18 protein-coding genes are annotated in these 24,961 nt (G+C 65.8%); 5 read left to right on the forward strand and 13 right to left on the reverse strand.

Annotated features, from left to right (window positions below):
- Window positions 1-14 precede the first annotated feature (14 nt).
- Genes BN3560_RS05820 through nrfD form a run of 3 tightly spaced genes read left to right on the forward strand, consistent with a single transcriptional unit; the run spans window position 15 to window position 3,838 of the window.
- Entirely contained in the window at window positions 15-2,312 is a 2,298-nt protein-coding gene (locus tag BN3560_RS05820; RefSeq protein ID WP_227115052.1) for a molybdopterin dinucleotide binding domain-containing protein, read from the forward strand.
- Between the two features lie 12 nt (window positions 2,313-2,324).
- Window positions 2,325-2,951 (forward strand): 4Fe-4S dicluster domain-containing protein, encoded by a 627-nt coding sequence (locus BN3560_RS05825; RefSeq protein ID WP_096228602.1) that lies wholly within the window; start codon window positions 2,325-2,327, stop codon window positions 2,949-2,951.
- Between the two features lie 5 nt (window positions 2,952-2,956).
- Window positions 2,957-3,838 carry an NrfD/PsrC family molybdoenzyme membrane anchor subunit gene (gene nrfD, locus BN3560_RS05830; RefSeq protein ID WP_096227362.1) on the forward strand — a complete coding sequence of 294 codons (882 nt, stop codon included), beginning with the start codon at window positions 2,957-2,959 and terminating at the stop codon, window positions 3,836-3,838.
- A 98-nt stretch (window positions 3,839-3,936) separates the two neighbouring features.
- Here nrfD and BN3560_RS05835 read toward each other — a convergent pair whose 3' ends face one another.
- The 9 genes from BN3560_RS05835 to BN3560_RS05875 form a co-directional block, all read right to left on the reverse strand.
- A complete protein-coding gene (locus BN3560_RS05835) occupies window positions 3,937-4,581 on the reverse strand; it encodes a SanA/YdcF family protein (protein ID WP_096227363.1) in 645 nt (214 codons plus the stop codon).
- Between the two features lie 189 nt (window positions 4,582-4,770).
- The gene (locus BN3560_RS05840; RefSeq protein ID WP_096227364.1) at window positions 4,771-5,823 is read right to left on the reverse strand and encodes an NADH:flavin oxidoreductase; all 1,053 of its coding nucleotides are present in this window, start codon (window positions 5,821-5,823) and stop codon (window positions 4,771-4,773) included.
- Between the two features lie 245 nt (window positions 5,824-6,068).
- On the reverse strand, window positions 6,069-8,642 hold the full coding sequence (gene leuS / locus BN3560_RS05845; RefSeq protein ID WP_096227365.1) for a leucine--tRNA ligase: 2,574 nt from the start codon (window positions 8,640-8,642) through the stop codon (window positions 6,069-6,071).
- A gap of 215 nt (window positions 8,643-8,857) precedes the next feature.
- Window positions 8,858-9,880 (reverse strand): FHA domain-containing protein, encoded by a 1,023-nt coding sequence (locus tag BN3560_RS14530; RefSeq protein ID WP_197702175.1) that lies wholly within the window; start codon window positions 9,878-9,880, stop codon window positions 8,858-8,860.
- An 86-nt stretch (window positions 9,881-9,966) separates the two neighbouring features.
- Window positions 9,967-10,773, reverse strand: coding sequence for a protein kinase domain-containing protein (locus BN3560_RS05855; RefSeq protein ID WP_157780550.1), 807 nt, complete (start codon window positions 10,771-10,773; stop codon window positions 9,967-9,969).
- Between the two features lie 658 nt (window positions 10,774-11,431).
- The gene (yaaA, locus tag BN3560_RS05860) at window positions 11,432-12,196 is read right to left on the reverse strand and encodes a peroxide stress protein YaaA (protein WP_096227367.1); all 765 of its coding nucleotides are present in this window, start codon (window positions 12,194-12,196) and stop codon (window positions 11,432-11,434) included.
- A gap of 40 nt (window positions 12,197-12,236) precedes the next feature.
- Complete coding sequence (locus tag BN3560_RS05865; protein WP_096227368.1) at window positions 12,237-13,157, reverse strand: thiamine pyrophosphate-dependent enzyme; 921 nt, start codon at window positions 13,155-13,157, stop codon at window positions 12,237-12,239.
- A 2-nt stretch (window positions 13,158-13,159) separates the two neighbouring features.
- Window positions 13,160-14,368 carry a pyruvate ferredoxin oxidoreductase gene (porA, locus tag BN3560_RS05870; protein WP_096227369.1) on the reverse strand — a complete coding sequence of 403 codons (1,209 nt, stop codon included), beginning with the start codon at window positions 14,366-14,368 and terminating at the stop codon, window positions 13,160-13,162.
- Complete coding sequence (locus BN3560_RS05875) at window positions 14,365-15,306, reverse strand: 2-oxoacid:acceptor oxidoreductase family protein (protein ID WP_096227370.1); 942 nt, start codon at window positions 15,304-15,306, stop codon at window positions 14,365-14,367. Before BN3560_RS05875 ends, porA begins: the two co-directional genes overlap by 4 nt.
- A gap of 534 nt (window positions 15,307-15,840) precedes the next feature.
- Between BN3560_RS05875 and BN3560_RS05880 the strand changes: the two genes are divergently transcribed.
- A complete protein-coding gene (locus BN3560_RS05880) occupies window positions 15,841-17,718 on the forward strand; it encodes a lipopolysaccharide biosynthesis protein (RefSeq protein WP_231897354.1) in 1,878 nt (625 codons plus the stop codon).
- A 75-nt stretch (window positions 17,719-17,793) separates the two neighbouring features.
- On the opposite strand, the gene BN3560_RS05885 is transcribed toward BN3560_RS05880, so the two are convergent.
- The 3 genes from BN3560_RS05885 to BN3560_RS05895 form a co-directional block, all read right to left on the reverse strand.
- The gene (locus BN3560_RS05885) at window positions 17,794-18,456 is read right to left on the reverse strand and encodes a LysR family transcriptional regulator substrate-binding protein (protein WP_096227371.1); all 663 of its coding nucleotides are present in this window, start codon (window positions 18,454-18,456) and stop codon (window positions 17,794-17,796) included.
- Between the two features lie 197 nt (window positions 18,457-18,653).
- Window positions 18,654-19,991 (reverse strand): phenylacetate--CoA ligase family protein, encoded by a 1,338-nt coding sequence (locus BN3560_RS05890; RefSeq protein WP_096227372.1) that lies wholly within the window; start codon window positions 19,989-19,991, stop codon window positions 18,654-18,656.
- Window positions 19,992-20,306: 315 nt separating this feature from the next.
- Complete coding sequence (locus BN3560_RS05895; protein WP_157780551.1) at window positions 20,307-21,623, reverse strand: MFS transporter; 1,317 nt, start codon at window positions 21,621-21,623, stop codon at window positions 20,307-20,309.
- Between the two features lie 626 nt (window positions 21,624-22,249).
- Between BN3560_RS05895 and BN3560_RS05900 the strand changes: the two genes are divergently transcribed.
- A complete protein-coding gene (locus tag BN3560_RS05900) occupies window positions 22,250-23,176 on the forward strand; it encodes a LysR family transcriptional regulator (RefSeq protein ID WP_096227374.1) in 927 nt (308 codons plus the stop codon).
- A gap of 134 nt (window positions 23,177-23,310) precedes the next feature.
- Here the strand turns inward: BN3560_RS05900 and BN3560_RS05905 are convergent, their stop codons facing one another.
- Window positions 23,311-24,831 carry an IMP dehydrogenase gene (locus BN3560_RS05905; protein ID WP_087190187.1) on the reverse strand — a complete coding sequence of 507 codons (1,521 nt, stop codon included), beginning with the start codon at window positions 24,829-24,831 and terminating at the stop codon, window positions 23,311-23,313.
- Window positions 24,832-24,961: the final 130 nt, after the last annotated feature.

Below are 24,961 nucleotides of genomic sequence, written 5' to 3' on the forward strand. Positions count from 1 at the left end.
AAACAGCGCGTGCGCTGGCAGAGACCGCTTCGAACAACACCCAACCCGACCTGGAGGAGGGCGAGTACGTCTTATTCATAGGAGCATTCCCCGGAGCAAACGGCAAGAGCTTCCAGGGAATCGCCAAGCGAACCCTCGATCGCCTGAAAACCGGCAAATGCACCATCGACGTGGTGGACCCGGTGCTGGGCAACGGCTGCGTGACCCCCACCGTCGAGGGTATCACCTGGATACCCATCAAAACGGCAACGAACGCAGCATTCGCACTCGGCATCATCCAGAAGATACTCGATGACAAGACCTACAACGCCACGTTCCTATCCTACCCGAACTACCAGAGCGCGTTCGCAGGCGGTTTCGCCTCGTACACGAACGCGAGCCACCTCGTCATCGTAGACGAGGACCACCCGAACTACCGCAAGCTCATGCGCGCCGCCGACGCGGGGCTCGAGGAGCCGGCACCCGACCCGAAAGCCACCGCTCCCGTCCAACATTATGTCGTCATCGACCAGGCCACGGGGCAACCCGCCCTGCACACCCAATGCGACGCCGCAACCATCGAGTACGAGGGCGAGGTAAACGGCGTGAAGGTGCGCAGCAGCTTCCTCTTCTTGAAAGACAACGCCTACGAGCACACGATGGATGAGTACGCCCAGATCACAGGCACGTCAGTCGCCACCATGGAACGTATAGCGAAAGAGTTCACCGCACATGGGACCAGGGCGTCGGCGCGCCTCGGGTTCGGCGGGACAGCCACTGCCAACGGCACCCAGGGCGTGCTGGCCTATCCGGCGCTCAACGGGCTCATCGGCTCCGACCAGATGACCGGCGGATGCAACTGCTACCGCATAGGCGTGAAGACCACGGCCGACGGGGCCCGTTACAAGCTGGCCACCGTCAAGGGCAAGCCAGCCGTTTCCACCAAGAACGCCACGTACCTTTGCCGCACCCAGAAGCTGTTCTCGCAGACCGACGAGTACAAGGCGCGCGTAGCGGCGGGCGAGAAGGACCCGAAGCCCAAGCTTCCTTGGCTCAACGTTCCCTCCACCTCGGATAACCAGGCGCTCGTCTCCATCGTGAACGAGTACCCCTACCGCGCGAAGATACTCGTCTCCTGGATGACGAACACGCTGCAGGCCACCTCGGGCGCCCTGCGCGACAGCGTCATCGAGAAGCTCAAGGACCCCGATGTGGTGCCGCTCCACATTGCCTGCGACGCATTCATCGGCGAGCATGCGCAATTGGCAGACTATATCGTGCCCGACACCACGCCGTTCGAGAGCTTCGGCGTAGTCACGCAAGAGGGCTACTGGCGCGGCCAGGGCAACACGGTGCGGTGGCAAGCGAAACCGCCAAGCACCGTCGAGCTTGCCGACGGCCGCTTCGCAAGCTTCGAGGCCTTCTGCGTCGACGTTGCACGTGCCTGCAACCTTCCCGGCTTCGGCGAGAACGCTATCGAGAGCGCAGACGGCACCTTCTATCCATTGAACGATGCAGCCGACTTCTTCTTGAAGGCCGTGGCCAACCTGGCCTACGCCATCGAGCCGGTGGCCGATGTGAGCGACGAGGACGTGCGGTTGCAGGCGCTCGATGAACTCCCCGCCTCATGGCAAGACGCGGTCACGGCCGAGGAGTGGCCGAAGGTCCTGAACGTGCTATCCCGCGGCGGGCGCTTCTGGCCCATCGAGACCAGCCAAAAGGACGGCCGCAGCGCGTACGCCAAGGAGTACCTGGTGCAGTACTACAGCGAGAAGAAGGCCTTGAACAAGAACCCCTATTCAGGTGCCTATCCTGACGCGGCCCTGCGCTACGTGCCCGAGGATTTCTGCGACCGAACCCCCATCGCCGACGTGTACGACGAAAAGGAATGGCCGTTCCGATCCACGAATTACAAACCCCGATTCCGCTCGATATCCATGCAGGCGAACAGCCCGCTCATGCGCGACCTGTGCGAGAAGAACTACCTGGAACTCAACCTGGAGGACGCGGCGGCGCTGGGCATCGGGGACGGCGACATCGTGCGTATCGCGAACCCCACGGGCGACATAATGGAAGGCGAGGCCATGGTACGCGCCGGCATTGCGCGCGGCACGTTCGGCGTGGCTTTCGGCTACGGGCATCGCGCTTATGGAACCCAGGATCGCGAGGTCGACGGCACGCTGGCGAAGGGCGACCCCGCCATCGGCGCCGGCATCCATCTGCAGACGATGCTCGACCCGACGCTCGAGGAGGGGGTCATCTACCCCCACGTCGACAGCGATGCCGGCTCGCCCGGCCGCAGCGGCGGAATGTACCGGATCGAGAAGGCATAGGAGGGAGTGATCATGAGCACCTCAACGAAGCGTTTCGGCATGCTGATCGACCTATCCCTCTGCATCGGCTGCAACGCGTGCGCCGTCGCCTGCAAGCAGGAGAACGGCGTGCCGCTCACGAAGTTCAACACCTGGGTGGAAAGCTGGGACGTGGGAACCGGCGAGCAGGCTCGCCGCGCCAACCAACCGAAGCTGTGCAACCATTGCGCCGATGCCCCTTGCGTGAAGGTGTGCCCGACAGGCGCCAGCTACCGCACGGAGGACGGCGTGGTGCTGGTTGACGCCGAGAAGTGCATCGGCTGCAAGTACTGCATGGCCGCCTGTCCTTACCAGGCGCGATGGGTCGATGACGACACGGGCGAGGTGGGCAAGTGCACATTCTGCCACCACCGTACCGCACACGGCCTGCTGCCTGCCTGCGTGTCCACCTGCGTAACCCGCGCACGTTACTTCGGCGACCTGGACGACCCGTCGAGCGATATAGCGAAAAAGGTCGCGGACGTCGGGGGCGAAGCGCTCTTCGCCGACCTCGGATTGAACCCGTCGGTTCTCTACGTGGGACTTTCGCAGGTTGAGGGCCTGCCCGCAACATCCGCCATCCACCGTGGCGGCAACGTCGTCAAGCCGTACGAGGGGTGATCAGCATGGTATGGGATGGAATCATCGCAACGTACCTGTTTCTGGCAGGATTGGGCGCCGGCGCGTTCGCGCTCGCCGCGCTCGCGGGCTTCGTGAGACCCGATGCCGTGAAGCTGCGCACCATCGGCTACGTCATCGCGCCCATCGCGGTGGGCGTGGGCACGGTGCTGCTCATGGTGGATGCCAAGGCGGGGCTCATGAACCCGCTGCGCTTCTTCGGGCTGCTGGGCAACTTCTCGTCCATCATGGCGTGGGGCGTGGTCATCCTCGTCGCGTTCATGGCGGTGAGCGCGATCGCGTTGGTGGTCATGCTCGTGAAGAAGGCCACGCCCAAGGCGCTGGACGTCGTGGGCCTCGTGTGCGCCGTAGCCGTGGCCGTGTACACCGGCATGCTGCTGGGCGACGCCCCCGGCTTCCCGCTGTGGAACCCCATCGTGCTGCCGCTGCTGTTCCTGGTCTCGGCGACGTCGACCGGCTTCGCGGCCGTACTCCTGGTCGCGCACCTCATGAAGGCGGAGGGCTTGGAATCCCTCGGTTTTTTGAGGAAGGCGGGGCTCGTGCTTCCCGTTGTCGAGGCCGTGCTGATCGCCGCGCTTCTGGGCGTCGTGTCCGGCACGGGCGGCAGCGCGGCGCTTGCCGCAGCGGCCTCGGTTGCCAGCTTGGCGTTCGGCGCGTACGCCGTGCCGTTCTGGCTGGGATTGGTTCTGGTGGGGCTGGCGCTGCCCTTCTGCCTGGAGCTGCTCCAAGCGTCCAAGGCCAAGAAGGCTGCGAATGACGGCTCGGGTTCGACCGGCCTTGCCGTCACCGGCGAGGTTGGCGTGCTGGTGGGCGGCTTCCTGCTGCGCTACCTGGTTATCATGGCCGCCGTGCCGGTGGTGCTGTTCTAGCACCCCGATCTGGCGAGCTTTTCGCTCGACACGTCCGCAGCCGCCGGCTTCTCCCTCCCGCGGCGGCTGCGGATGCTGTCTTTGGGGCACCTGGCGCGCTAGTTCGTCACGTCGCCCGACTGGTTCAGGCTGATGGGATCGCCCACGAACGTCGAGGGGGCCTTGAACAACGTCTTGAAGAAGTCCTTCGTGCGCGCGGGGATCTCGCGCAGGTCGTACTGGGCCTGCTTGCTGTAGGCGTGGTAGTCGCTCGGCACGCCCAGGGCCTCGACGCCCAGACCCTGGGCGGAGTAGAGGGCCCGGTACAGATGGTAGGTCTGCGTGGCCACCACGATGCGCTCGGCACCGAACACGTGCTTGGCGCGGTACATGCTCTCGTAAGTGGAGAAGCCCGCATGGTCGCAGAAGATATCCTCGCTGGGGACGCCTTGGGCGATGGCGTAGTCCTTCATGGCCTTCACCTCGTTGTACGACACCGTGGAGTTGTCGCCGCTCATGATCATCTTGGGCGCGGCGCCCGCACGGTACAGCGCGATGCCGTCGTCCAGGCGGTCCTGGAGGATGCCCGACGGCGTGCCGTCGGCGAACACGGAGGCGCCCAGCACCACGATGGCATCGGCACCGAAAGCCGCGGCCGTCTCGGTGTCGACGATGGCGTCCTTCGTCGTGGTAACCGTGGCGAGGTTCGTTCCCGCCACGACCAACGCCGCAACGACCGCGCACCCGACCACGAACCCGACCATACGCCTCAACCATCCATGTTTCTTGTTACGTGTCATAAGGTTTGATGATAGCAAACGCACGCAAGCGGCAGGCTGCCGCAACACGGCCGCCATCGAATCTCACGGACTTGTCCACAAACAACGGTTGAACCGATGCCTCGATGCCGGCAAGAACGCTCTGCGGCGCCCGGCCGCTCCTCGCGCAGCCAGCTAGCGCAGCACGCACCGGTGGCCCGGCGTGGCGCTGCAGCCGTTGCATGAGACACAGCGCGAAACCGCCTGCGGGTCGGCCGCCCAGCGGTTCGGCAGGTCGGGCTCGCAGATGAGGGGACGGCACAGGCCGAACCCGGCAATACCCTCGTCGGCCAAGCGCTCCATCGCGTCGACGCGGCGGTTGCCGCCCGTGAGGATCACCGGCACCGGCACGGCCCGCGCCAGCCGCCGCGCGTAGGCGGCGAAGAACGGCTCGCCGGCGAAATCGCGCGCGCGGCAGGCACGCCACGGACCGCTCACCTCGATGGCCGAAACGCCGGCTTCCACCAGCAGCTGCGCCGCCTCCAGGCTGTCGTCCTCGGTCAGGCCGCCCTCCACGCCGTCCGAGCTGTTCAGCTTCACGAGCACGGGATATTCCGCGCCTGCCTCCCGCCGAATGGCCGCGAGCGCCTCCACGACGATGCGCGCGCGGTTCTCAACAGGGCCGCCGTACTCGTCCGTCCTACGGTTGAGCAGCGGGTTCAGGAACTGGCTCAGCAGGTAGCCGTGGGCGGCATGCAGCTCCACCCCGTCGAACCCCGCGTCGCGCGCACGACGGGCTGCCGCGGCGAACGACTCCACGAGCAGGCGGATGTCGCCCCTCGAGGCCTCGACGGGGACGATGCCCGTCTTGGGGTTGGGCACCGCCGACGGACCCAGGATGCGCGCGCTCGGGGGATCGAGCTTCGTTGCGGAGCCTCCGTACACGATCTGCGAGACAACGCGCGCGCCGTAGGAATGGAGGCGTTCTACCAGCTCGCGGTACTCCGGCACGAACGAGTCGTCGTAGATTCCCAGCATGCGCGGGTTCGGCTGCTCGTCGGGCGTCACGTACGCGTACCCCAAGATGACGGTGCCCGCCCCGCCGGCCGCCAGATCCTCGCAAACCGCCGCCAGCTCCGGCGTGAGGTGCCCGTCGTCGGTGGCCAACCCCTCGTAGGTCGCCGCCCGCACCAACCGGTTCCTCGCCCGCAGGCTCCCGATGCACATCTCCTCGAACAGCGTGCCCATGATGCCCTCGCTCTCCTCGTGCCCGTTTTCAGCGGATTAATGCAATGATTCTAGCAGTTCGCCGCGCAAGGCGGCATGTAATCGGGAGCCACGTACGTCAAGACACCGCCTATGCCGGGCTTCAAGAACTGCCACTTGCTCCCGAGGGCGGTTCATGGTGCAAGCTCCCCTGCCTGAAGAGGAAGAGGGCATCCCGAACACGCCCGGGATGCCCTCTGCAGCCAGAATACGAAACAGGATGCCCGCTACTTCGCCACGATGTTCACCAGGCGGCCGGGGACGAGGACGACCTTCTTCACGTCCTTGCCTGCGAGCGCCGCCTCCACGGCGGCGAGGCCGGCGGCCTTCACGTCGTCCTCCGCAGCATCGGCGGCCACCGTGATCTTGGCCTTCACCTTGCCGTTCACCTGCACGGCCAGCTCCACCTCGTCGGCCTTGGCCTGCTCGGGGTCAAACTCGGGCCACGGCTGCGTGTGCACGGAGCCCTCGCGGCCCAGCACCGCGCTCCACAGCTCCTCGGCCCAGTGCGGGGCGATGGGGGCCATGAGCTTCACGATGACCTCGGCCACCTCCGGGTCGATGGCGCGGGAGCCCTCGCAGGCCGCACGCTCCTCGGGCGAGCACTTGCGCAGGTAGTCGGCCGCCGCGTTGCACAGCTCCATGATGGCGGCGATGGCGGTGTTGAAGTTGTTGCGGTCGAAGTCGTCGACCACCTTGCCCGCCACGCGGTGCCGCTCGCGCACGAGGGTCTTGAGCGCCTCGACGCCCTCGGCCTCGCTCGCGCCCGGCTGGTAGAGCGTCTCGTCGCCCGCTTGGCCCACCAGGTCGCACACGATGCGCCACGCGCGGTTCATGAACTTGTAGATGCCGGCCAAGCCGCCCTCGTCCCACAGCAGATCCTTGTCGGGCGGGGCCATGAACAGGATGTAGGCGCGCACGGCGTCCGCGCCGTACTCGGCGATCATGTCCTCGGGAGCGATGACGTTGCCCTTCGACTTGCTCATGGTCTCGCCGTGCTCGTCCTTCACCATGCCCTGGCACAGAAGGTTCGCGAACGGCTCGTCGAAGTCGACCATTCCCAGGTCGCGCAGCACCTTCGTAAAGAAGCGGCTGTACAGCAAGTGCAGGATGGCGTGCTCGATGCCGCCTATGTACTGGTCCACCGGCAGCCAGCGGTTCGCCTTCTCGGGCGCGAACGGCAGCTCGTCGTTGTGCGGGTCGGTGTAGCGCAGGTAGTACCAGCTGGAGCACGTGAACGTGTCCATGGTGTCCGTCTCGCGCTTGGCCGGGCCGCCGCACACGGGGCACGTGGTGTTCACGAACGCCTCGTGCGTGGCCAGCGTCTCGCCGGCGGCGAGGTCGATATCCTCGGGCAGGCGCACCGGCAGGTCGCTTTCCGGCACGGGTACCAGGCCGCACTCCGGGCAGTGGACGGCCGGAATGGGATTGCCCCAGTAGCGCTGGCGGCTGATGAGCCAGTCGCGCAGGCGGAACTCCACCTTCGTGCGGCCGAGGCCCTGCGCCTCGAGGTCGGCGATGATGGCGTCCACGGCCGGGCTGTGCTTGCCGCCTGTCATGCCGGTGTACTTGCCGGACTGCACGAGGACGCCCTCGGCGTCGTAGGCGTGATCCCAGTCAACGCTCGTCACGCGACGCTCCTGCACGCCGTCGAGCTCGGGAAACAGCGGATCGTCCTCGCCCAAGATGATGGGGATGATGGGCAGGTCGTACTTGCGCGCGAATTCGAAGTCGCGCTGGTCGCCGCAGGGCACGGCCATGACCGCGCCGGTGCCGTAGTCGCTCACGATGTAGTCGGCCACCCACACGGGCACTTTCTCGCCGTTGACGGGGTTCACCATGTAGCGCCCGGTGAACGCGCCGTGCTTCTCGCGGTCGCCCTGGGCGCGCTCCACGGCGCTCACCTTGGCGGCCTGCTCCACCACCTCGCGCACGCCGGCCTCATACTCGGTGCCGGCCACGAGGTCCATGAGGCCCTTGTACTCGGGGGCCAGCAGGAAGAACGAGCAGCCGAACAGCGTGTCAGGGCGCGTGGTGAACACGGTGATGAGGTCGTCCTCAGTCGGCTCGGCGGGCGCTTCGCCGTCGGGCCCGCACAGCGTGAACGTGACCTCGGCGCCCTCGGAGCGGCCGATCCAGTTCGCCTGCATCTGCTTGACGCGCTCGGGCCAGCCGTCCAGCTGGTCGAGGTCGTCCAGCAGCTCCTGGGCGTAGTCGGTGATCTTGAGGTACCACTGCGTGAGGTCGCGCTTCTCCACCGCGCCGTGGCAGCGCCAGCACTCGCCTTCGGTGACCTGCTCGTTCGCGAGCACCGTCTCGCAGTTGGGGCACCAGTTCACCGGGCTGTTGCGGCGCTCCACCAGGCCCTTCTCCCACATCTTGAGGAAGATCCACTGGCCCCAGCGGTAGTACTCGGGGTCGCACGCCACCACGGTGCGGTCCCAGTCGTAGCTGAAGCCCATGCGCTTGAACGACGCCTTCTGCGTATCGATGTTCTCGTAGGTCCACTTCGCCGGATGGTTGTGGTGCTTGATAGCCGCGTTCTCCGCCGGCAGGCCGAACGCGTCCCAGCCCATGGGGTGCAGCACGTCGAAGCCGCGCATCTTGGAGTAGCGCGCGATGACGTCGCCGATGGTGTAGTTGCGCACGTGCCCCATGTGGATGTCGCCCGAGGGGTACGGGAACATCTCGAGCACGTAGCGCTTCGGCTTGGAGGCGTCCTCGGTCACTTTGTACAGGTCGGCGTCGGCCCACGCCTTCTGCCAGCGGGGCTCGATCTCATGCGGGTTGTAAGGTTTCATGGCGGTGTCTTTCCTCGTCAGGTCTCGCCCTGTCGGACGGGAGCGCCACGGCAAGGCGATGCCGCCCGCGCGCGTCCGCGCAGGGGGCTCGATTCGCGAATGCTCCCATTATAGTGATTTTCCCCTGCACCGGGGGTTCTCCACGCAAATTCGAGCCGATCAGGCGGGGCAAAGTCCCCGGGTTCCGAGTAGATTGGGGATCGCAGGAACCTTGATCAGCGCCGCGCGTGGCGATCATCGGCGAGCAGGGCTCCGAACCAGTACGAAGATGCACCGGCCAGCACAAGGTGGTCGCCGAACTCGAGCTCGAACGGCTCGGCACCGTCGCGGGCGCTGTCGTACACAACGCGGCCCTCGCGCAGAACGCGGCTCCCATGGACCGAGCCTTGGTCCTCCAGAAGCCATCTTCCACCCTCCCCTACGATACGACAATGCCGACGCGAAACGCAGGGATCCGTCTCAATGATGTCGCAATCGGTGTAACGGCCGATGGAGAACGGGCGGTCGGATGCGACTGTCCACCAGTTGCCCAAGGCATCAGGCTCGTCGCTCGCGTACTTGACGAGGCAGGCACAGCCTTCGCGCCGAACGGCTCGATCCGGATCGTTGCCCTTGCCATCTGGGATGGTGAGAGGCGTCTCATCGGCCAGCTCGCACACGAAGCGCTCGTCCAAATGGCCGAACGTCATGAGGTGGAAGTACGAGGATGCGAGCACAACCAGCATATCTTCGCTACGCACAGCAGGCTGCTGCTCGCACCAAACGAACAGCGAGTTCATCTCGTTCGCGATGCGATCGAGACGCAGCTCCACACGCCCGTCCTCGCGCTCATGCTCCAACCCGCGCTGCACGTCGGTCCACAAGGGACCGCAGAAGTAAATGACAAGGTCCCCGACAGTGCAATCGGGGCCATTGCAGAGATCGGCGCTCAGCAGCCGCGCCGCATCGTCGAACACCTGCGGGTTTCTCTCGTAGCTGGCACGGAAGTCCTCCACATAGCGTCGCGAGTGGACGAGTCGCGACAGCACCGCCGCAGTGCGCTTCCTGATGGTGGGATTGTCATGGTTGATGTAGTGGCCGTTCGTCCCAAGGTAGGAATAGAGGACCTTGTGGTTCACCCGGCCGCGCGAGAGCGATCGGATATGCTCGGCAAAATAGTACAACGCCGTGTGCCATCCCCGATCCTCGCCCGACACGTCGAATGACCGTGCCTGTTCGGTGTTCGTCGTCAGCCGCACCTTGTCCCCTTTATCTCAACTGCTTTGTCAAGCATACGTTTGCACCGGTAAATCGTTATTAGGTTATTCGTCTTGGCGAGGTCGGCCTATTGCGCAACACTATTGCTTGGCTCATCGGGCGGTAAATCAAGCAGGGGAAAGGCAGTCGACGCTGGCGTAGGAAGCGGTGCGGCGGCAGCGGCAAGGGGGCAAGACGCGCCGGAACCAGCATAAAGAGCCGCCAACCGACCCACCTGCTCGATCAGTTCGGACGAGCTCGGACGCAGGCCCGGATCGAGCGCAACGCACGACCGAACCAGTTGGCGCACATCATCGGGCAGGCAGGGATCGACGCGCGGAACGCCTCCCCCGCGGAAGTACGCCGACCAGAAAGAGAAGTCGTCACGCAGGCGCGGCGGAAAGGGATACGGCCAGCGACCCGTGAGCACTTCGTGCGCCACAATGCCGAAAGAGAACACGTCCAGGTTCTCGTTTTCCCATCCGGGCGTGCGCATGATACCCTCCGGAGCCGTGTAGCCATATGAGCCGCAGGGCACGGCGTCCGTCGGCTCGCCCAGAAAGAAGGCCGTATCGAGATCGATGACGGTAGCTCGCTCGACGGGAGAAGGCGATACGATGATGTTCGAGGGCTTGAGATCTTGATGGATGAGGGCGGCGCCGGAGCCCCCGCAGCGTCCCAGATCGTGCAGGTCGGTCGCCACTGCGAGCAGCAGCGACAACGAGTCCGCCAGAAGAAGCGGCCGACGCTCGCGAGCACGCTGCGTAATAATACGAGAAAGAGGAGCGCCTTCAGCCCAGGCAGAAACCAAGTAGAGCCACTTCCCGTGCGAAGGGCGCAAGCGCGAGTCGCGAAGCACCCCGGTCGCAGCGAAGCGTGCACCGAATGCCGTCACTCCTCTTTCTTCGGTGTCGCCGCTAGCAGTTTCTCCGTTCGCCGCGCGCCTGCTCGCTACCGCGCCAGCTCCTCTCTCCTCTGACGCGGCTTTACGCGACCCCGCAACCAACCGCGCGAGAAGGCTTCTCTGATGCTCCAAGTAGCGGCCGTCCGCTCGCAGTGTTTTCAGGCAGTAGGCGCGGCTCTGAAGCATGTCCGAGAAGCGGCATACATGCACGCTTGAACGGCTGCTTCTCGACACGAGCTCGATCGACAGGAAAGGCTGGGGCACGGCGGGGGTATCGAGATGATGCGCAGAATGGACATGCATACCCACCCTCCATTTCGCCGACGCGCCATCAGCCGTCAAGACGCGTGCTCCGTACAGGGCCCTTACGCAGGCTCGTCTCTAGCAAGGGGCGCTAACGCAGGCGGTCGCACGTGAACCGCTTTAGGTTGCTCTGGAGTTATGGTCGACCATGCGGGCCGTTTGGTTTTCGGGAGCCTTCCTTTATCGCACTATAGCCTGTTGAGGCGCCTGTACGGGTTGCGCAACTTTACGGAGCGTCGGTGCTAACGCCGACGAAGGATTCAAATGGAATCGCGCGGAGACACTTTCCGGCGAAATGAAGTTCGCTGGGAACAGCCTAGCGAAGCCAAGGAAGAGCCCCGCAAGCTCAACCTTGCACGAACACGAAACAGTCGTCGGTGGAGCGGGCCCCGTCGTAGACGTGGCCGAGCTGATCGAAGGCGCGCAGGTCCTCGGGGCATTGGACGTTGCGCTCGGCGCACCAGCGCACCATCGAGCCGCGAGCGGCCTTGGCGGCGGTGGCACGCTGCTTGAGGCGGCCTTGCGTGTCGACGGTGCCGAACAGGCAGGTCACGATGCGCGGCGCCCGCGCGCCCGCGATTTTGGCGTGCGGGAGGACGGCCTTGGCGTATTCGACGGATGCGAGGTTCACGATGATGTCGGCCTCGTCGGCAAGCGCGCGATAGAGACGGTCGCCCCAGAAGGCGTAGAGGTCAGGCGCGCCGCCTGCAGCTAGCTTCGCCTGCATTTCCAGGCGGTACGGCACCACGCCGTCAAGGGGGTGCAGCATCCCGTAGAAGCCCGAGAGGATGCGCAGGTGCTCCTGCACGTAGGCCAGCTGCGCCTCGTTCATGACGCGCGGCGCTAGGTGCTGGTACTGGATGCCCTCGTAGGCGACCACCGCCGGTGTCAGCGCGCCCTCGGCCCGCAGGTCCATGGTGCGCACCCGCTCGAAGTTGAGCTCCGCCAGCATATCGCTGCATCCCCAGAGCGCCTTCGCCTCGCCGTACGACAGCGAGCGCAACGCTTCGAGCAACTGCTCCGCATCGTCGATAAACCGAGGCAGACCGTGCCACGCAAAGGCGTCGTCTACCACGTTCATCTTCTTGGCCGGCGAAACGATGAAGCGCATGGCTCCTCCCTTTCGTTGTTTCCGCTGCACGATTCGGGCGTCAGTCGCGCCACTCCCTCCGCATGACCTCCCACTTCGCGTCGCGGGCGGCTTCGACGGCGGCCATCTCGTCGTCCGAAAGCGCGCGGAAACGGCCTTGGCGGCGCAGGTAGGCCTCGACGCTGGCGAACTGCTTGGGGTCGCGGTTCAGGCGGAAGCGGCCTCCGGGCTGGCCGGACACCTGCTCTCCCTCGTATTCGGCGAGGTACCAGAGCCCCGTGTCCACGATATCCTTCGCGATGTCCGCCATCTCGTCCACGCCGCAGCCCCAGCCGGTGGGGCACGGGGCAATCACGTGGATGTAGCGGGTGCCGCGGATGTCGCGCGCCCGCTCCACCTTGCGGATGAAGTCGTTCAGGTAGCCGACGCTTGCCGTGGCAGCGTAGGGGATGCCGTGCGCCGCCACGATCTCGAACAGGTTCTTCTTCTGCGTGAGGCATCCGTGCACGTTCGAGCCGGCCGGCGTGGTGGTGGTCTTGGCGCCGAACGGGGTGAGCGAGCTCTTCTGGATGCCCGTGTTCATGTACGCCTCGTTGTCGTAGCAGATATAGAGCACGTCGTCGTTGCGGTCGATGGCGCCCGAGAGCGCCTGCAGGCCGATGTCGGCCGTGCCGCCGTCGCCGGCGAAGCCCACCACCGTGCAGTCGTCGGGCTTCTTGCCCTGCGCGCGCAGGCCGGCCTCGATGCCGGTGAGCACGCTGGCCGTGGCAGCGAACGGCGTGATCATCGCGTTGTTGGCGAAGGCGAGCTGCGGGAAGTTGAACCCGACGGCGCTCATGCAGCCCGCGGGCAGCGCGGCCACGGCGTTCGGCCCCAGCACTTTGAGCGCCGCGCGCAGGGCGAGCGACCCGCCGCAGCCCGCGCACGCCTTGTGCCCGAAGAACAGCTCGTCGTCGGTCATGTTCTTAGCGGTGACGGCCATGGCTATCGGCCTCCTTCCGAGACGGCATCCGCCGGCGAGTCGATCCCCAAAAACGACACATGCGGCAGGTCGGCCGTGCCCTCGGCCGCCTGCGCGAGGACGCGGAACATTCCTTCAACCTGGGCTTCCGAGATGTCGTCGCCGCCCAGGCCGCCGATGAAGTTGTACGAGGGAACGCGCACTCCCGCCTGCTGCAGCGCCGAGTTCACGTTGGTGTACACCGTGCCCTCAGCGCCGAACGAGACGTCCTTCTCCAGCACGCCCACGGCCTTCGCGCCGGCGAGCGCGGTGGCAATGAGCACGCTCGGCATGGGGCGCAGATAGCGGATGCGCAGCATGCCGGCGCGCACGCCCTGCGCGCGCAGCTTGGCAACCACGCCGCGTACGAGGCCCGCCACCGACCCGAGCGTCACCAACACCACGTCGGCGTCGTCGCAGTCCACGCACTCGATCATGCCGGTGTAGCGCCGCCCGAACACCTCGGCGAAGCGCGCCTCCGCTTCCTTGATGGCGCGCGGCGCGGCCTCCCGCATGTCGTGGTGCTCCCAGTACTTGAAGTAACGGTCGTAGTCCGGCCCCGCCGAGAAGCCGATGCTCACCGGGTTCTCGAAGTCGAAGCTGTTGCCCGCGCCGTCGTAGGGCGGCAGGAACGCGTCGGCCTGCTCGGAGGTGGGCACGTCCACCGTCTCGTAGGTGTGCGTGAGCGCGAAGCCGTCGAGGTTCACCATCACCGGCGTGCGCACGGCAGGGTCCTCGGCCACGGCGTAGGCCATGAGGGCCAGGTCGAGCGCCTCCTGGTTGTTCTCGGCATACACTTGGATCCAGCCGTGGTCCAGAAGCGAGAGCGAGTCGCGCTGGTCGCCGTAGATGTTCCACGGCAGGGCGGTCGCGCGGTTCGCGTTCATCATGACGATGGGGAACCGGCCGCCCGACGCGTAGGTCAGGCACTCGGCCATGTACAGCAGGCCCTGGCTCGACGTGGCCGTGAACGTGCGCGCGCCCGTGGCCGACGCGCCGATGGCGCACGAGAGCGCCGAATGCTCGCTTTCCACGTGCACGTACTCGGCGGCGAGCGAGCCGTCCTCCACCATCTCGCTCAAGCGCTCCACCACCACCGTCTGCGGCGTGATGGGATACGCGCTGATCACCTGCGGGCGCGCCAGCCGCACGCCCTCGGCAAGGGCCTCGTCGCCGGAAAGGAACCGCTTCATCGGGCATCCGCCTCGCTTTCGGGGATCATCGTGATGGCACCGAACCGGCACGCCTTCGCGCACACGCCGCAGCCCTTGCAGAAGTCGTAGTCGATGGCGACGGGGGCGCCGCCGGGAGCGGGGTCGGGCACTTTGAAGACCGTGCCGTCAGGACAGTAGAGGTAGCACTGGAGGCAGCCCGTGCAGGCGGCCGGGTCGATCACAGGTCGGATGTTGCGCCAGCCCGCGTTCTTCACCGTGAGATAGCCGCCTTCGAAGCACGTGGAATGCGCGAACTCGGCGGGATCGAGCGCGTCGGAGCGCAGCGTGGGGATGGCGGATACGGGGCGCAGGGGCCGGTCGCCTTCCACTGGCACCGTAGCGGATTCTTCGGCTCGCTCCGCCCGCTCAGGTTGACAAGCCGGCCCGCCTTCTTCGCGGCGGGACACCGCCTCGCTCGCAGCCCGCACGATCTCGATGTTCTTCGCATGCAGCTTCGCGGGCATGTACTGGCGGATGGCCCCCTCGACGTCGGCCAGCTCAACCCTCTCGCACAGCGCCGCCAACGCGCCCAAGAACACCGTGTTGGGAATGGGCCTGCCCAGAACCGCGCTCGAGATGCCGTCGGCGTCGAGAGCCACGATGCGCGGGTCGTCGAACGTGCGCGTGCTGTTCGCCAACACCAGCCCGCCGGGCTTGAGCTCGCGCTCCCACCCGTCGCCGAGCAGCGTGTCGTCCAGGTACACCACGTAGTCGGCCTGCGCGATGGCGCTGCGGTCGCCGATGGGCGCGTCGGCCATCTTGGTGAACGCCCGCATGGGCGCGCCGCGCCGCTCGGGGCCGAACGAGGGGAACGCGAGCGCGTGCCTTCCGTCCGCCATCGACGCCGCCGCGCCCAGAAGCCGCGCCGCCGTGAACGCGCCCTGCCCGCCGCGGCCGTGCCACAATACCTCGATCATGCAGTCTCCCGTTCTCTTGCATTTGATCGTGCCAGTATAGCGCTGCGGCCGTGCCGAGACGGCGGCGCGGCGGCCGGCCTGCCCGCATTCTTCAGCAAATGGGCAGCGATCCGCCCATCATGCCAGCCCGCCTCGTCGCGCTGTCCTTTGCCGGAAGGGATGCATTTCTCGCCCGGATGACGCTTTCCCGGCCGATACTGCCGAGAAAAGGCCGGTTTGGCAATCCGAGCGCTGGAAGCTCCCCGACAGGCCGAGGCGCGATCAGGCGATATGTCGCCATCGGCGTCGCACGCCGCACAACAGCCCAAAAAACAGGCGCCCACGATTGCCAAACCAGCCCTTTCTTGGCACTTCCCGGCGAAAAGCGCTTCAGCCCATATCCGCCCCCCTTCCACCCCCTCCTCGACCGCCTTTCAACGCCGCAAGCCCGCCCTCAACTCGCTGTTTGCTGCTGCTATGAATCTTCGGGGCGCGGCCGTGCACGAACTATATAATGCTCGGAGAGAGAACCGACGAGAAGGCACCGCGAAGGAGTTGGCGAGCACCGTGATGGACCGCCCCACGTTTGGCAAGAAGCGCCCGGCGACGCATCGGGAACCTGCAGGTTCCGGCGAGGTCGAAACGCGCGTCCTGCCGACCGCCAACAACGCCGAGCAGGCGCCCTCGGGCGAGGGCGCGCAGAGCCCTCGCGGCAAGCATGGCCGACGCACTCCCGGGCCCAGCGCGCAGGAAGGGCACGTCGAAACACCCGGCGACGTGCTGCGCGGCGAAAGCGACCGCGACCAAGCAGGACGGGGAGCCCGCGACGCCAAGGCACGCAAGCCCCGCAAGCCCAACTTCGTCACGCGCACGGTGAACCACTGGTGCAACCGGCTGCTCGGCGCCGTGTCGGAGCGCTCGCTGGCCGCCCAGGAAGAGCAGTACGCCGCGCATCGCACCACGCGCGACTACGTATGGAACTCCCTGGGCATCGGCGCGTGGGGCATGGTGTTCCCCGTGCTCACCGTGGTGGTCACGCAGCTCGTGGGCGTGGAGCAGGCCGGCATGTTCTCCATGGCGTTCGTCACGGGCATGCTGCTCATGTTCCTGGCCAACTACGGCGTGCGCACCTACCAGGTGTCGGACCTGGACGAGGCGCACTCCTTCTCGGACTACCAGCTGAACCGCTGGATAACCTGCGCCCTCATGGTGGCAGTGGGCGTGGCGTACTGCTCGATACGCGGGTACGCGCAGGACATGTTCACCATCAGCCTAGGTGTGTACGTGTACAAGATGGTGGACGGCCTGGCCGACGTATACGAGGGGCGGCTGCAGCAGGTGGACAAGCTGTACCTGGCCGGCGCCTCACAGGCGTTCCGCTCGGTAGTGGTGCTCGTGGCGTTCTCGTTGTGCCTGCTCATCACTCGCAACCTGCCGGTGGCCTGCATCGTCATGGCCGTGGCCGCAGCCCTGTCGTTCGTGGTGCTCACGTTCCCGCTGGCCCTGTTCGAAACGCCGAAGTCGCGCCGCGTAAGTCCTTCCAGCGTCGCGCGGCTGTTCAAGCAGTGCTTCCCGCTGTTCCTGGCGCTGTTCCTGTACGCGCTCATCGACAACATGCCGAAGTTCGTCATGGAGGGCGTGCTCTCCTACGACAACCAGCTGTATTTCAATGCGCTGTACTTCCCGGCGCAGGGCATCCTGCTGACCATCGGGCTCATCTACAAGCCACTGCTCGTGCGCATGGCGGAGGCGTGGAGCGACCCCGAGAAGCGGCGAAAGTTCGACCTGATCATCGTCCTTATCATGGTGATCATTGTGGCGTACACGGGAGCGACGGCCCTTGTCATGGGATGGATCGGCATCCCCGTCATGAGCTTCCTGTACGGGCTGGACTTCGAGCAGTTCCGCGGCCTCCTGTTCATCATGATCGCCGCGGGCGGCGTGACGGCGGCCATCGATTTTCTGTACCAGGTGATCACCGTGCTGAGGCGGCAGCGCGCCGTGACGAAGCTCTACGTCATCACGTTCGGATTCTCGCTGTTCGTGCCGCTTCTGCTGGTGAACTTCACGGGGCTGCCGGGCGCGGTCATCGGCTACCTCATTGTGATGTGCATCCTGCTGGTGCTGCTGGTGAGCGAGTACGTGAGCATCCGCCTGGGCTTCTCCAAGGAGACGGAAACCGAGGCCAGCGCCATAGCCCCCAGCCCGAGCGCGCACGGACGCTCCACGACCGCACGCGCCGCCGCCCACGAGAAGGCCCGCGTGCGCGCGATCGAGGCCGAGCTGGAAGCCGAGGGCGAGACCGCACGCGGCATGTCCCCCGCCCGCGCAGCCGCCCACGCGAAGGCGCGGGCGCGCGCCGAGGAGGGAGCTGCGGCGGATGTCCTCGGAGCGGCCGGCACCCCCGACGACGAGAGCCCACTGCCGCAGTAGGCGAGGATCGATTTTCAGTCGGCGTGCAGCAAACCCCTTCCGCGCGAACCTCGGCGGTGATGACTTGGCGGAACCCTAGAACCGTGCGTACCTCTCCAGGTTCTTCTTCAGGGTGTCCACGAAGCGCTGGCCCACTTCGCCCAGCTGCCCACCCTTGCGCACGACGTAGCCCAAATGCAGCCGCACGTCGGTTTCAAGGGGCACGGTGTTCAAGCCGGCGCCATCGGAGATGCCCACGAGGATGCCGCTCGTCACCGTGTAGCCGTTCAGGGCCACGATCAGCTCGGAGAGCGAGGCGCGGTCGGTGCAGGCGATGGACTTGGCGCGCGGCACGCCGGCCAGCGCCTCCTCGGCGAAGGCGACCGGGGAGTCCTCGTCCTGCTCGAAGTAGAGGTACGGGTAGTCCTCCATGTCCTCGAGCGTGAGGCTCGCGGCGTTCACCATGGGGTGGCTCGCCGGCAGCGCGACGCGCGGCGCCGACTGGATGAGCTCCACGAACTCGAGGCCCGCCGCGTCGAGCGCGGCGTTCACCTCGTCGGCCGTGGCCGAGGTCTCGAACAGCACGCCCAGCTCGCTCTTCCCGCTGGCGACGTCGTCGATGACGCCCTGGGTCGTGCGGTCGCGCAGCGCATAGGCGAAGGAGTCGCCGCCCAACGCCAACACGGTGTGGGCGAACGTCTGCACGTTGAACAGGTAGTGCTGGCCGGAGACGGCGAACGTGGTTTCGGTGGTGGTCATAGGTGGAATCCTTTCAACAAGATTTCCTTCTCGCGGGTCCAAAATCAGTCAGCGAGGGTGCCCGTGGTGCCGGAGATTCGTGGGTTGGCGAAGGTGAAACGTACTTCGGTACGTGAGGCTTCGCCAACGCGCGAAGATTCGGTGCCACGGGCAGCCGCAGCGTCGGCCCGTTCCGACGGCTGACAAGCCGTCGGAACCTACTGGCAGCCGCGTTCGTCGATGAAGCGCGACGCCTTGTGCTCGGACGACGTGCCCAGCTTGCCCGCATCATACACGATAACCTTCTGCGGGCGCACCCCCACGTGGGCCTTGATGGCGGCCATGGTGCGCTTCGCCACCTCGTCGTAGGGCTCGTCGCTGCCCAGCGCGCGCTCCACGGACACCTCGTACTTGCAGGTGAAGTCCTTCTCGTACACGCGGATGGAATACTCGCCGGTCAGGCCCTCCAGCCCGCGCACCACAAACTCGATGTCGGTGGGGAACACGTTCACGGCGCTCACGATGAACATCTCGTCCTTGCGCCCGGTCACGTGGATGCGCGCCAGCGTGCGCCCGCACTCGCACGTGTCGGTGGACACGTAGCCGATGTCGCCCGTGCGGAAGCGGATCATGGGACGCGCCTTCTTCATGAGCGTGGTGTACACCAGCTCGCCCGTCTCGCCCGGATCCAGCACCTCGCCGGTCGTCGGGTCCACCGTCTCCACGAGTATCTGGTCCTCCACGATATGCAGGCCGTCGTGCGCTTCGCACGCGGCGGCGCAGGCGCCGTAGATGTCGGACAGGCCGTAGAAGTCCACGACCTTCGCGCCCCAGAGGTTCTCGATGCTCTCGCGCGTAGACGGGATGGAGCCGCCCGCCTCGCCGGCCACGATGATGGTGTGGATGTTGAAATCGGTGCGCGGGTCGTAGCCCTTCTCCTTCGCCACCTCGCCCAGGTGCCACGCGTAGGACGGCGACGTCCAGATGACGGTGGGCTGGTACTGCTTCAGCACGAACAGCAGGCGGTCCGAGGGCACGGCGCCCACCCAGATGGCCAGCGCGCCCAGGCGCTGCGCGCCGATGACGTCGGGGCCGCCCACGTACAGCGCGAAGTTGAGCGCATGCACGTAGCGGTCGTTCGGGCGCATGCCGGCCTGCCAGAACAGGCGCGCCTCGGTATCCTGCCACAGGTCGAAGTCCTCCTGCGTGAAGGGGCTCACCGTGGGGACGCCCGTGGAGCCGGACGAGGTGGCCATGAAGATGACCTCCTCCTCGGGTACGGAGCACATCTCGCCGAAGAAGCTGCCCACGTGCTGCGTCTCGCGCTCCGTCTTCTTGTCGATGAACGGGAACTTGGCGATATCGTCGAGCGTTTCGATATCGCCCGGCGCCACGCCGGCCTCGTCGAACGCGCGGCGGTAGTACGCCGTGTTCTCGTATGCGTAGGCCACCATGTCCTTCAGGCGCTGCAGCTGCAGCGCCTCGAGCTCGGGCCGCGGCATGCATTCGATCTCCGGATCGTAGTATTTCTGGGATACGGGGATGTCCTTCGCCATGGTTGCTCCTTGATCGGTTCTCGTTTCCTCCGCTGCTTGCACGCCCGCGGCGGACAACGCCTGCACGACCGAACGCCGAGCGCCCGCTTGGGGTTTCCGCGCCTGCCTGCCCGCGCCGAACGTTTCACATGTAACATTCGTTCGCTATCTGGGCTCTCGCAGGTAAAAGCAGCACATTGCATGAAACCACTAACGGGCGGCGAATACAACCTTCTAAGCCATTCGATGTTCTGATGCTTTGCTATCGCTAAAACAGATAGCTTAGCAAGATGCGGAAGTGAACGTATCTAATCGCCCGCGCTCGCTTCGCACAAGCTACTTCGCGCCCAGCGCCTCCTCCGCTGCCGCAGCGTCTGCGCCGACCTGCGGGCGCGATCCACCTGCCCACCGCGCCCGCAGGTCGGCGTCCCATTTCTTCGAGAACGGCAGCACGTCCACCAGCGCTACCACCGAGAGCACGCCCAGGATGGTGAACACGGCCAGCGGGCTGTCCACGCCGCCGGCCAGCGCCTGCGCGGCCATGCTGAGCAACGAGCCGTAGATGATGGACGTGTTGATAACGGACAGGTTGAGCGGGTACTTCGCCGACCCGTAGCGCTGGCGGGCGAAGGCCGACGCCACCACCGGCTCGCCGCCGTAGGCGAAGCCGCAGCACAGCGCGCCGGCGATGTAGAGCGCCGGGGTGCCCGTGGCGAACGCGCCGATGATGCAGGCGCAGGCCAGAGCTGCCACCGCGCCGTCCACGAACATGGTGACCTTCACGTTCGTGCGGTCGTAGATCATGCCCACCACCACGCGCGCCAGGCCGTTGCAGGTGGACACCAGGCCCACGAGCAGCGTGGCGAAGGCGGCGTCGATGCCCACGAGCTGCGCGTTGGCCGCACAGTTGCCGATAGTGGCCAAGCCGATGGCCACCACGATAACGGCCCAGATCCAGAACAGGTACAGGATGGGCGTCTTGAGCAGGAACGGCTCGTCGGCGCCATCCCCGCCCGCCGCACCGCCGGCTGCCGCCTGCTCGGGCGCCATGAGCGCCACGATGTTCTCGGGCGGACGGCGCAGCATAAGCGCCGCAGCTGCCGCCACCACGCCGCCGGCCGCGCCCACGCCCACGAACACAGGGCCCAGGCCGAACAGCGGCACGAGGTTCACCGAGAGCGTCCCCAGGATGAGCGACCCCAGGCCGAACCCCATCATGAGCACACCCGACGAGAACCCCACCTTGTCAGGGAACCACAGATTCGTCGTGGACACGATGGTGTTGTACCCCATGCCCACGCCCAAACCGCCCAGCGTGCCGTAACATAGGTATACCACCGCAATGCTCCCCTTCGCGAACAGCCCGGTGCCCGCGAATCCGACGAAGAACAGCACGGCCGCGATGACGATGGTCCCCTTCACGCCGATCCGCCGCTCCACTTGGGAGCCTATCACGGCGCCGATGCAGAACGCTATCATCATGATGTTGAACGTGAGGCCGACAGCCCCCTTCTCCAGTTCGAACGCGGCGCCCATGGGCGCTGCGAACATGGAGAACGCGTAGATGAGCCCTAAGAACAGCAAGGCGAACGTCGAGCACGCCAGCGTGCGCATGCGCTCGGACTTGACCCGGGCAACCGTCGTTTCGGACATAGTGCTCCCCCTCCGTGCGAGTTGACGCCGCCCCTTGCAGGCCCCCTTTGCCCCGACCGCGACGAAAAACGTCGAACGGCCGCGGAGCGGCAATCCTTCCCTCGCATTGTCACCGAATTCTCCGCCGAGCCATATGGCGTTCAGAGTGAGAAACCGCGCTTTCATACAGGGGTAGCTAGAGAGCACACAGAATAAAAAAGCGAGCCAAAGCCGTGGCCTGATGGAGCGCCCACGCCACGGCGATCGCCGCCGCCAGGCCGATCGCCAAGCCGCGCGCCTCGTATCTCGCGCACTCACAGCCAGTGAAACCGTACGGCATAAGCGCCCACTTCACGTGAGCTCCCCCTAAGTTACCGTAAAAACCCTCAATCCCGCTACCGCTTCATCAGATAACAAGCTAGAATAAAAAGACTCTCGCAGGTTGACCCCCTCACCTCCAGCGCAAGCAGCTGAACCCCCGTTTCTGCAGCATTCCTTCAGGTTGAAGGCGACTCGGGGGAAGGCGTCCACCAAGCGAGTTCCGCACGAGCCGGACAGCCCAGTGGGCTGTCCGAGCGAGCAGGACTGCCGAGCGACTGGACGCCTTCCCCCGAGTCGCCAACCGCCACAAGAAAAGGAAGCCCACCATGACCCTTCAGCAGCTTCGCTACCTCATCGCCATTGCCGAGTACGGCTCCATCAACGCGGCGGCACAGAACCTGTACGCCTCGCAATCGAACCTGTCCACGGCCATCAAGGAGCTGGAGCAGGAGCTGGGCATCACCGTGTTCACGCGCAGCAACCGCGGCGTCACGCTCACGAACGACGGCACGGAGCTTCTGGGCTACGCGCATCAGGTCATCGAGCAGGCCGACATGCTGGAGCGGCGCTACGCCACCGGCACGGACAAGCACCTGCGGCTGGCCGTGTCCACGCAGCACTACGCGTTCAGCGTGCAGGCGTTCGTGAACGTCGTGGAGCAGTGCGAGGGAGACGACTACGAGTTCATCCTGCGCGAGAGCAGCACCGGCGAGATCATCGACGACGTGCGCACGTTCCGCAGCGAGGTGGGCGTGCTCTACACCGACGGCTTCAACCGGCGCGTGCTGCAGAAGGCCTTCGCCGACGCCGACGTGGCGTACGCCCCGCTGTTCGACGCGCACGTGCACGTATTCGTAGGCGAGCACCACCCGCTGGCGGGCGCGCAGCTGCTGGCGCCCGAGGACTTGGAGCCCTTCCCGCGCTACTCGTTCGAGCAGGGCACGGCGAACTCGTTCTACTACTCGGAGGAGCCGCTTTCGTACCTGCCCCATGCGCGCAACATCCGCATCTCGGATCGCGGCACGCTCACTAACTTACTGACCAGCCATAACGGCTATACGCTGTCCACGGGCGTGCTGTCGGCCGAAATGCAGTCGGGCATCGCCAGCATCCCCCTCGACGTGGACGAGCGCATGCAGGTGGGCTATATCATGCACAACGAGCGCCGCCCGAGCCCCCTGCTGCTGCGCTACATCGACGAACTGCACGCCATCATCAAGGCGAACCCGAGCGTGGAGGCGCGCCCTGCGTAGAGGAGCACGGCGCCTCTCCGGTCTGCAGCTGCAAAGCCCATGAAGCGCGTGTGGCCCGCCGTGTTCGGTCGGGAACCGAGGCCGGCGGGCCACACGCTGTTGTGCAGAACTTCCCGGAGGGGGGAAGGTCTCGCCTAGTGGATAGAGCTGCTCACATAGGGCGTCTTGTCCTTGAGCACCACGTCGTGGGCGCCGCCCTCGACGATGGACGTGGACGACACCACGGTGAGCTTCGCCTTCTGCTGCAGCTCGGGAATGGTCAGCGCGCCGCAGTTGCACATGGTGGACTTCACCTTCGACAGCGTGAGGTCCACGTTGTCCTTGAGCGTGCCGGCGTAGGGCACGTAGCTGTCCACGCCCTCCTCGAACGACATGCCCTTCTTGTCGCCGCCCAGGTCGTAGCGCTGCCAGTTGCGGGCACGCGCGGAGCCTTCGCCCCAGTACTCCTTCATGTAGGAGCCGTTGATGTTCACCTTGTTCGTGGGGCTCTCGTCGAAACGGGCGAAGTAGCGGCCCAGCATGACGAAGTCGGCGCCCATGGCCAGGGCCAGGGTCAGGTGATGGTCGTACACGATGCCGCCGTCAGAGCAGATGGGAATGTAGACGCCCGTCTCCTCGAAGTACTCGTCGCGGGCCTTCGCCACCTCGATGGTGGCCGTGGCCTGGCCGCGGCCGATGCCCTTCTGCTCGCGCGTGATGCAGATGGAGCCGCCGCCGATGCCGATCTTGATGAAGTCGGCACCCGCGTCGGCCAGGAAGCGGAAGCCCTCGGCGTCCACCACGTTGCCCGCGCCCACCTTCACGGAGTCGCCGTAATGCTCGCGAATCCATTCCAGCGTGAACTTCTGCCAATCCGAGTAGCCCTCCGACGAGTCGATGCACAGCACGTCGGCACCGGCCTCCACCAGCGCCGGCACGCGCTCGGCGTAGTCGCGCGTGTTGATGCCCGCGCCCACCTGGTAGCGCTTGTGCGCGTCCAGCATCTCGTTGGGATTGGACTTGTGCGAGTCGTAGTCCTTGCGGAACACCAGGTACATCAAGTGGTCCTCGTCATCCACCACGGGCAGCGAGTTCAGCTTGTTGTCCCAGATGATGTCGTTGGCAACCTTCAGGCTGGTATCCATGGGCGCCACGATCATGTTCTCGCGCGGCGTCATGAAGCTGGCCACCTTCTCGTCCATGGACATACGCGACAGACGGTAGTCGCGGTCCGTCACCACGCCCACCAGCTTGCCGTGCGCCGTACCGTCCTCGGTCACGGGCATGGTGGAGTGGCCGTGCTTGTCCTTGAGGGCCACCACGTCGGCAAGCGTCATCTCGGGCGAGAGGTTCGCGTCGCTCGTCACGAAGCCGGCCTTGTAGTCCTTCACGCGGGCGACCATGGCCGCCTGGTCCTCGATGCTCTGCGAGCCGTAGATGAACGACAGGCCGCCCTCGGTGGCCAGCGCGATGGCCATGCCGTCGTCGGACACGGCCTGCATGATGGCGGACACCATGGGGATGTTCAGCGAGATGGCCGGCTCCTCGCCACGGCGGTACTTCACGAGCGGCGTCTTCAGGCTCACATCCTGCGGGATGCATTTTGCCGACGAGTAACCGGGTACCAGCAGGTACTCGTTGAACGTGCGGGACGGCTCATCGAAATAGTAGGCCATGAACTCCTCCATCTGCGGTCGGCGCGGTCTGCGCGGGCGGGTTGCGGCGCGGATGCGATCGGCGCCGCGCGGCACATACCGCCGACACCCCGTCAAGCATCCGTTGCTTAGGTGTTACCCGCTATTATAG

It is taken from the genome of Gordonibacter urolithinfaciens (assembly GCF_900199375.1).
Taxonomy (GTDB): domain Bacteria; phylum Actinomycetota; class Coriobacteriia; order Coriobacteriales; family Eggerthellaceae; genus Gordonibacter; species Gordonibacter urolithinfaciens.